General features: G+C 68.8%; 1 protein-coding gene. It reads left to right on the forward strand.

Annotated elements, in window-relative coordinates; all coding sequences use genetic code 11:
* On the forward strand, window positions 1–968 hold a 968-nt coding region (locus QO207_RS31460), incomplete at both ends, for a CoA transferase (RefSeq protein ID WP_301536137.1).

A 968-nucleotide genomic window follows, 5' to 3' on the forward strand; every position in this document is an offset into this window, starting at 1 on the left:
ACTCGCCTTTCGCAGCGAGGGTGGCTTGCCCTCGGCCTTCTACGTCACTGAACTCGCTGCCGCGAGCATCGCCAGCGCCGGCCTCGCATTGGGCGAATGGCTGGACCCTGAGGCGAGCGCCGCCGCTTCTCTGGTGGTAGATCGCCGTCTGGCATCTTTCTGGTTCTCCACTTCACTGCGTGCCCAGGGCTGGACGCCGCCGGACCTGTGGGATGTCATCGCCGGCAATTACCGCACCCGCGACGGCTGGATTCGCCTGCACACCAATGCTCCCCATCACCGCGACGCCGCGCTGCAAGTGCTGGGCGTCGGCAATGACCGCGAGCTAGTCGCCGCCGCAGTGGCCAACTGGGGGGCCGGCGAGCTGGATCAAGCCATAGTCGCTGCAGGCGGTTGCGCGGCGCAGATGCGCTCCTGGGCGGACTGGCAACAGCACCCGCAGGGCATTGCGGTTTCCCGCGAGCCCCTGGTGCTGCGTGACCTGCAGCTGGTTTCCGCGCCTGCGCTGGATATCGAGGTCGACCGTGAGCGCCCGCTTGTCGGCCTGCGCGTGCTGGACCTGACCCGCGTGCTTGCCGGCCCCATCGCCACTCGCTTCCTGGCTGGCTATGGCGCCGAGGTGCTGCGCATCGATCCGCCACATTGGGATGAGCCGGGCGTGGTCCCGGAAGTCACCCTGGGCAAGTCCTGCGCGCGCCTGGATCTGCATCAGCCGGCGGATCGCGAGCGTTTCCAGGCTCTGCTGGCGGATGCCGACGTCCTGGTGCACGGCTACCGCGCCGATGCGCTGGATCGCCTGGGCTTCGGCGCGGACGTGCGCCGGGCTATCGCTCCGGGCCTGGTGGATGTGAGTTTGAACGCCTACGGCTGGTCCGGCCCCTGGAGCGAGCGTCGCGGCTTCGACAGCCTGGTGCAGATGAGCTGCGGGATTGCCGAAGTCGGGCAGCGCTGGCGCGGCGAAGACAAGC

The organism is Pseudomonas sp. CAN1 (genome assembly GCF_030462585.1).
Lineage (GTDB): Bacteria > Pseudomonadota > Gammaproteobacteria > Pseudomonadales > Pseudomonadaceae > Pseudomonas.